This window comes from Microbispora sp. NPDC046973 (assembly GCF_040644495.1).
Classification (GTDB): Bacteria; Actinomycetota; Actinomycetes; order Streptosporangiales; family Streptosporangiaceae; genus Microbispora.
Genome location: NZ_JBEYWQ010000044.1, coordinates 42,386 through 49,302, shown reverse-complemented (window position 1 = coordinate 49,302; position 6,917 = coordinate 42,386). Strand labels below are relative to the sequence as shown.

The window sequence follows — 6,917 nt, the reverse complement described above, 5'->3', positions numbered from 1 at the left end:
ACCTGGGGCATCACCCCCACCGCCGTCGCCGGACACTCCATCGGCGCCATCGCCGCCGCCCACACCGCCGGCATCCTCACCCTCCCCCACGCCGCCGCCCTCGTCGCCACCCGCGCCCGCCTCATGCACACCCTCCCCCCAGGCGGCGCCATGACCGCCATCAACACAGGAGAGGCGGACATCACGCCCGAACTGGCCCGCTACCAAGGCCGGGTCACCATCGCCGCCCTCAACACCCCCACCTCCACCGTCATCTCCGGCGACACCGAGGCGGTCACCCAACTCACCCAACACTTCCGCCACCATGGGCACAACGTCCGGCCCCTGACCGTCAGCCACGCCTTCCACTCCCCCCACATGGACCCCATCCTCGAGGAGTTCCAACACGCCGTCGCCGGGCTGTCCCTCACCCCGCCCACCGGGCCGGTCATCCCCTTCGTCTCGGACCTCACCGGCCAGGCCGCCACCCCCGCCGACCTCACCGACCCCTCCTACTGGGCCCGCCACCTGCGCAACCCCGTCCGCTTCGCCGACGTCGTACGGCGACTGCACGAGGGCCGGGAGCCGGGCGAGGAAGTGCGGACGTTCCTGGAGATCGGGCCCGACAGTGTCCTCAGCGGTCTGATCCGGGAGACCCTGGACGGTGAGCAGGACATCGTCGCCGTCCCCGTGCTCCGCCGCGACCGCCCCGAACCCCACACCGTCGTCACCGCCGCCGCCCACGCCCACACCCACGGCACCCCCACCGACTGGACCACCCTCCACGGCCAAGCCACCACCGTCGACCTACCCACCTACGCCTTCCAGCACGAACACCTCTGGCTCACCCCACCGGCCACCCACACCGACCCCACACACCTGGGCCTGACCACCACCGCCCACCCCCTGCTCGGCGCCGCCCTCACCCTCGCCCACGACCACACCACCGTCTACACCGGCACGCTCTCCCTCACCACCCACCCCTGGCTCGCCGACCACACCGTCTTCGACACCCCCGTCCTCCCCGGCACCGCCTACCTCGACCTCGCCCTCCACGCCGCCGACCACACCGGCCACACCGCCATCGACGAACTCGTCCTCCACACCCCACTGGCCCTGCCGGAGAACGGCGGCGTGCAGGTGCAGATCATCGTCGCCGGCTCCGACCGGCCCACCGTGGAGATCTACTCCCGACCGGACGGCGACACCGGAGACTGGACCCGCCACGCCACCGCCGTACTGGTCAAGGACGACATCGAGCCCGGCTTCGACCTCACGACCTGGCCTCCGGCGGGTGCAGAGCGGATCGAACTCGGCACCGCGTACGACCGCCTGCACGAGGCGGGGCTGCGGTATGGCCCGGCGTTCCGGGGGCTGCGCGCCGCCTGGCGGCGCGGCGACGAACTGTTCGCCGAGGTCTGCCTCCCCCAGGAGGAACGCGGCGACGTGACGGACTACGGCGTGCACCCCGCGCTGCTCGACGCGGCACTGCACGGGGCCGCCCTGCGCTGGCTGGACGGCACGCCGAGCGGGCACAGCAACCTGCCGTTCGCCTGGAGCGGGGTCCGCCTGCACGCTGTCGCCGCCACCGATCTTCGGGTGCGCGTCCGGCTGGGCGACGCCGGATCGCTGTCGCTCCAGGCCGCCGACCCCACCGGTGCGCCGGTCGTCTCGATCGACCGGTTGCAGGTCCGTCCTGTGGCGGCCGACCAGCTGGACGTCGGAGCGACGAAACACGACGGGCTCTACCGCGTGGAGTGGTCACCGCTTGATCTCGTGCCGGCGGCGCGCGAAACATGGGCGGTGCTCGGCGACCGCACGCTCTACGACGAACTACGCCAGACCACCACCGCGGCGTACTACGACGACCTGACCGCCCTGACCGACGCGATCGGCGCCGCCGACAGCGCCACCGATCCTGTGCCCGACCTGATCGTCCTGCCGATCCACGCCCATCTCGGCCACAGACCCGACCACGACAGCCCAGTGGGCGCCGCGCACGTGGTGGTCGAAGACACGCTGCAGACCCTGCAGACCTATCTGGCCGACGACCGCCTCGCCGGCTCTCGCCTGCTGGTCCTCACCCACCACGCCGTCGCCGCCCGCGACGACGACCCCATCGACCTGGCCACCGCACCCGTCTGGGGCCTGGTCCGCTCCGCCCAGACCGAACACCCCGGCCGCATCCACCTCATCGACCACGACAACCACCCCGACTCCCTCACCACCCTGCCCCAAGCCACCACCACCGCCCACCACCACGACGAACCCCACACCGCCATCCGCACCGCCACCCTGCTCACCCCCCGCCTCACCACCCACCCCACCCACAACGCCGACACCGCTCACCCCCGCGCATGGAACCCCGACGGCACCGTCCTGATCACCGGCGGCCTAACCGGCATCGGCGCCCTCCTCGCCCACCACCTCACCACCCGACACGGCATCCGCCACCTCCACCTCCTCGGACGACGCGGCCACCACACCCCCGGCGCCGACACCCTCATCCACCAACTCACCACCGCCGGAGCCCACGTCACCGTCACCGCCACCGACATCACCGACCCCAACGCCGTCGCCGACCTCATCACCTCCATCCCCAACGACCACCCGCTCACCGCCGTCATCCACGCCGCCGGCATCACCCACGACACCCCCCTGCAAACCCTCACCCCCGACCACCTCCACCCCGTCCTCGCCCCCAAAATCGACGGCGCCCACCACCTCCACCACCACACCACCCACCACAACCTCGCCGCCTTCATCCTGTTGTCCTCCATCAGCGGCCAACTCGGCGGCGCCGCCCAAGCCAACTACGCCGCCGCCAACACCTTCCACGACGCCCTCGCCCACCACCGCCACACCACCGGCCTGCCCGCCACCAGCCTCGCCTGGGGACTATGGGCCCACACCAGCACCCTCACCACCAACCTGACCTCGGTAGACCACGCGCGGATCAAGCGGACCGGGCTCAGCCCGCTCAGCGTCGCGCACGCTCTCGCCCTGTTCGACGCCGTCGCTTTCCGCGACCAGGGCCTGCCCCTGGTCGTCCCGACCGCCCTGACGGCCACGGCCGAGACCCCGCCGCCGTTGCTGCGCGGGCTCGTACGGCAGGCCCGCCCCGCCGTACGCGACGCGGCGGCCGGGGGACCAGCCCTCGCCGCCCGGCTCGCCGGGCTCGCGCCGGACCAGCGGACCCACGCCCTGCTCGACCTGGTCCGTACCGAAGCCGCCACCGTCCTCACCCACCCCAACCCCACCGCCATCCCCGCCGACCGCCCCCTCATCGAACTCGGCCTCGACTCCCTCACCGCCGTCGAACTCCGCAACCGACTCACCACCCAAACCACCCTCCGCCTCCCCGCCACCCTCACCTTCGACCACCCCACCCCCCACGCCATCGCGGCCTACCTGGACCGGGAGCTGCCCGGCTCGGCGAGCGGCCCGGCCGGACCGGCCCGCCGTACGGGCGCGGGGTCCGGCGGAGGCCTGGCCGCCCTGCACCGGCGGATGCACGTGACGGGCAAGCACGACGAGGCGGCACAGCTGCTCGTGGCGGCGTCGCACGCGCGAAGCCATTTCGGCGCACCGGACCGGGACCGCTACGCACTGCCGCCGGTCAGGCTGGCCACGGGACCTGGCAGGGTCTGCGTGGTCTGCTTCCCCGCGCTCAGCGCGATCTCCGGGCCGCACGAGTACTCCCGGTTCGGTCAGGCGTTCCGCGACGACCGGAACGTGTACGTGGTGCCGTCACCGGGCTTCACCGACGGGGATGACGACGCGCTGCCCGACTCGCTGGAGACGCTGGTCCAGATGAACGTCGAGGGCCTGCGCGAGTGCGTGGGCGACGAGCCGTTCGTCGTCGTGGGCCGATCCATGGGCGGCTGCGTGGCGCACGCCGTCACGGTGGCCCTGGAGGAGCAGGGCCTGCGGCCGGCCGGGCTGGCACTGATCGACAGCTACCCGATCGACGCCTCCGCGCAGGACGGCATGGACTGGTGGCAGGGCGCGATGATCGGCGGCATGCTCGAACGCATCGACCGGTTCGACATGACCCTCCACGACGCACGGCTGACGACGATGGGCGTCTACAACCGGCTGTTCATCGGCTGGCAGCCGAAGCCGGTGGACACCCCGATCCTGCTGCTGCGTGCCGTCGAGCCGCTGCGCGGCACCACGGTCGAGGCGGACGACCCGACCCGCTGGCAGGCGTACTGGCCAGTGGCGCACGATGCCGTGGACATCCCCGGCGACCACTTCACCACGCTGGAGGAGCACGCGGGCACGACCGCCGAGGCGATCCGCGCCTGGATCGGCACGCTCCGGATCGAGGGACCCGAGGAGACCGAGGAGCGCGAGGAGCCCGCCGCGTGACAGGATCCGCGGCCGTCGTCACCGGCGCGGCGGCGGGCATCGGGCGGGCGGTCGCGGAGCTGTTCGCCGAGCGCGGCCACGGCGTGGTCGCGGTCGACCTCGCCGAGCCGCCACTCGCCGAGCTCGCGCGAGACCCCGGGATCGTGCCGCTGGCCGGGGACGTGGCGGAGGAGGCCGTCAACGAGGCGGCGGTCCGCCTCGCGCTCGACCGCTTCGGGGGCCTCGACGCAGTGGTGCTCAACGCGGGCGTCGGCGGCACGCCTCCCCTGGAGTCCCCCGGCGCGATGGAGCGGTTCGACCGCATGGTCGCGGTCAACCTGCGCGGCCCGGTGCTCGGCATCCGTGCCGCCGCGCCGGTGCTGCGCTCCCGGGGAGGTGGCGCGATCGTGCTGACCGCGTCGGTGTCGGGGCTGGGCGGCGACCCGGGCGTCTGGGCCTACAACGCGACCAAGGCCGCGCTGGTCAACCTCGTGCGGGGCACCTCCATCGACTACGCGGCCGACGGCGTCCGGATCAACGCCGTCGCGCCCGGGCTCACCGACACCCCGCGTACGGCGGTGCACCACGACGACCCGGGCCTGGTGGCGGAGCTGACGAAGCGCATCCCCATGGGCCGCTGGGCACGGCCCCGCGAGCAGGCGGAGGCCATCTGGTTCCTCGCTTCGCCGGCCGCGTCCTACATCACGGGGGTGACCCTGCCGGTGGACGGCGGGCTGACCGCGAGCACCGGTCTGCTGCCGCCGCCCCGGCGGTGATCGCGAGCGCGGCGGCAGGCCGAAACCGGCGGTCCGCCACGCTCGCGTACGCGTGTCCCGGTTCACCTGCGGCGAGAAGACGGCCCGATCGTGGTCGGGATCGGGCAGGACCCCCGCGTGACGGCACCTGCGTCGCCGCCTCGTGAAAGTTTCGAGTCGTCCGGCGGCGGCGGACGACCAGGGCCGAGGTCAGCGCGGGCGGACCGGCAGGAGGGTGAGCCGGGCATTGCCCCGTCCCCGGACCGTGGCTATGGTCCGGGGACGCCCGAAGCCGGAAGCCGGCGTTCGGTCCCCCGCGGGCCGGGTGATGCCGCAACACCCCGATGCGGCATCCCGGGCCCGGGCGGTCCGGCTGCGCCGACCGTGACCCCGGCCGCCCCTTCCACCAGACAAGGCGACCATGAGACGAATACTCGCGTGGTTCACGGCGCTCGGCACGGCCGTCCTGACGATGGCCGGGCTGTTCACGCCCGCCCCCGGGTTCGCCGCCGCCGCGACGCTTCGCCCCGGCGTCCTGTGGTACGACACGGCGGGCAACCGGCTGCAGGCGCACGGCGCCGGCGTGTTCAAGGTCGGTTCGACGTACTACATGGTCGGGGAGGACAAGACCGCCGGGGCCACGTTCACCGCGGTCGCCTGCTACTCCTCCACCGACCTGGCCACGTGGACCCGGGTGGGCAACGCGCTGAGCCGGCAGAGCAGCGGCGATCTCGCCGCCGGGCGCATCGTGGAGCGGCCGAAGGTGATCTACAACTCCGCGACCGGCCAGTACGTGATGTGGGTGCACATCGACAACACCTCCTACAGCGACGCGCGTGCCGGGGTGGCCACCAGCTCGACGCCCTGCGGGCCGTACACCTACCGCGGCTCCTCCCGCCCGCTCGGGTACGAGAGCCGGGATCTGGGCCTGTTCAAGGACGACGACGGCACGGCCTACCTGCTGACCGAGGACCGCAGCCACGGCCTGCGCATCGACCGGCTCTCCACCGACTACACACAGGCGGTGAGCACGACGGCGGTGCTCGCCGACCTGGAGTCCCCGGCGATGGTCAAGGTGAACGGACGCTACTTCCTGTTCGCCTCGCACCTGACGGGCTGGTCCACCAACGACAACGTCTACGCCACCGCCGGCTCGCTATCCGGGCCGTGGAGCGGATTCACCACCTTCGCCCCCGCCGGCAGCCGCACGTTCGACTCCCAGACCTCCTCCGTCGTGCCCGTCTCGGGTTCGTCGGGCACCACGTACGTCTACATCGGCGACCGGTGGAACCCCACCGACCTCAACAGCTCCACTCCTGTCTGGCTGCCGCTCACGATCAGCGGCTCCACCGCCTCGATGAGCGCGTTCTACGACTCCTGGACCATCGACACGGCGACCGGCACCTGGGCGGCCGCACCGGCCCCGCAGAGCTTCGCGCTCGTCGGCGGCCAGTCGGGCCGCTGCCTCGACGTCGCCGGCGGCGCCGCGGTCAACGGCTCGCTCGTGCAGATCTACGACTGCAACGGCGGCGCGGGCCAGAAGTGGTCCCTCACCTCCTCCGGCGAACTGCGCACGTTCGGCGGGACCAAGTGCCTCGACGTGTTCGACCAGAGGACCACGGCGGGCGCCACGGTAGGCGTCTGGGACTGCAACGGCGGCGCCAACCAGAAGTGGACGCTCAACAGCTCCACCGGCGCCGTCGTCGGCGTCCAGTCGGGCCTGTGCCTGGACGTGAACGGCAACCAGACGGCCAACGGCACCAAGGTGCAGACCTGGACCTGCAACGGCGGCGCGAACCAGAGGTGGACCCGCACCTGAGGCTCGGCCGC

At 72.7% G+C, this 6,917-nt stretch carries 3 protein-coding genes; all 3 read left to right on the top strand.

The window, feature by feature from the left end:
• Positions 1-4,353 (top strand): SDR family NAD(P)-dependent oxidoreductase (locus ABZ860_RS39705; protein WP_357230866.1); only part of this gene is annotated, 4,353 nt, incomplete at its 5' end.
• Positions 4,350-5,108: an SDR family oxidoreductase gene (locus ABZ860_RS39700; protein ID WP_357230863.1), complete on the top strand. Its 759-nt coding sequence runs from the start codon at positions 4,350-4,352 to the stop codon at positions 5,106-5,108. The genes ABZ860_RS39705 and ABZ860_RS39700, both read left to right, overlap by 4 nt.
• 400 nt (positions 5,109-5,508) lie before the next feature.
• The gene (locus ABZ860_RS39695) at positions 5,509-6,906 is read left to right on the top strand and encodes a lectin (RefSeq protein WP_357230860.1); all 1,398 of its coding nucleotides are present in this window, start codon (positions 5,509-5,511) and stop codon (positions 6,904-6,906) included.
• Positions 6,907-6,917 lie beyond the last annotated feature (11 nt).